We start from the raw sequence: 1,254 nt of genomic DNA, 5'->3' as shown, positions 1-1,254 counted from the left end.
TTCCGCGCCCCGCTGACGGAAGCGGACCCGGATGTTGCTGCGATCATTGGCGCGGAACTGGAACGCCAGCGCGACGGTATTGAACTGATTGCGAGCGAGAACATGGTGTCGGCCGCGGTGATGGCGGCGCAGGGCAGCGTGCTGACCAACAAATACGCCGAAGGCTATCCTGGCCGCCGCTATTACGGTGGCTGCGTCGAGGTCGACAAGGTCGAGACGCTGGCCATCGAGCGCGTGAAGCAGATGTTCGGCGCGGAATTCGCCAACGTGCAGCCCCATTCCGGCGCCAACGCCAATCAGGCGGCCTTCATGGCGATGGTCAGGCCGGGCGATACCGTCATGGGCATGAGCCTTGCCGCCGGTGGCCACCTGACGCATGGCGCGGCCCCGAACTATTCCGGCAAGTGGTTCAACGCCGTGCAGTATGGTGTCCGCCGCGAGGACGGCCTGCTGGACTACGAGGAAATGGAACGTCTGGCCCGCGCCGAAAAGCCGAAGCTGATCGTCGCCGGTGGCTCCGCCTATCCCCGCATCATCGACTTTGCCCGCTTCCGCGCCATTGCCGATGAAGTCGGTGCGTACCTCATGGTCGACATGGCCCATTTCGCCGGGCTGGTGGCGGCCGGTCTGTATCCGTCGCCCCTGCCGCATGCCCATGTGGTCACGTCCACCACCCACAAGACCCTGCGCGGGCCGCGTGGCGGGCTGATCCTGACCAATGACGCGGATCTGGCGAAGAAGATCAATTCCGCCGTGTTCCCCGGCCTGCAGGGCGGTCCGCTCATGCATGTCATCGCCGCCAAGGCCGTCGCCTTCGGCGAGGCGCTGCGCCCCGACTTCCGTGCCTATCAGGAAGCCGTGGCCAATAACGCCCGCGTGCTGGCGGAAACGCTGGTCGCCAGCGGCTTCGACATCGTGACCGGCGGCACCGACTGCCACCTGCTGCTCGTTGACCTGCGGCCCAAGGGTGTGACGGGCCGTGCGGCGGAACGCAGCCTTGAACGCGCGGGCATCACCGCCAACAAGAACGCCATTCCCTTCGACCCCGAAAAACCCGCCATCACCTCTGGCATTCGCCTTGGCAGCCCGGCGGCCACCGCACGCGGCTTTGGGGCGGCGGAGTTCCGGGAAGTCGGCCTCATGATTGACGAGGTCCTCACCGCCCTTGCCCGTGAAGGCGGCGAAGGCTGTCCCGCCACGGAACAGGCCGTCCATGCGCGCGTCAAGGCGCTGTGTGCGCGGTTCCCGATCTAC

1 protein-coding gene is annotated in these 1,254 nt (G+C 66.5%); it reads left to right on the top strand.

What is annotated here, in order from left to right; genetic code table 11:
* Positions 1-12: 12 nt before the first annotated feature.
* The coding region (gene glyA, locus CFR79_RS15410; RefSeq protein ID WP_146220164.1) for a serine hydroxymethyltransferase at positions 13-1,254 on the top strand (1,242 nt) is incomplete at its 3' end.

This window comes from Komagataeibacter saccharivorans (assembly GCF_003207825.1).
GTDB lineage: Bacteria > Pseudomonadota > Alphaproteobacteria > Acetobacterales > Acetobacteraceae > Komagataeibacter > Komagataeibacter saccharivorans.
Note: the sequence above shows the minus strand (reverse complement) of the source record. Positions and strands in the feature narration are given on the sequence as shown.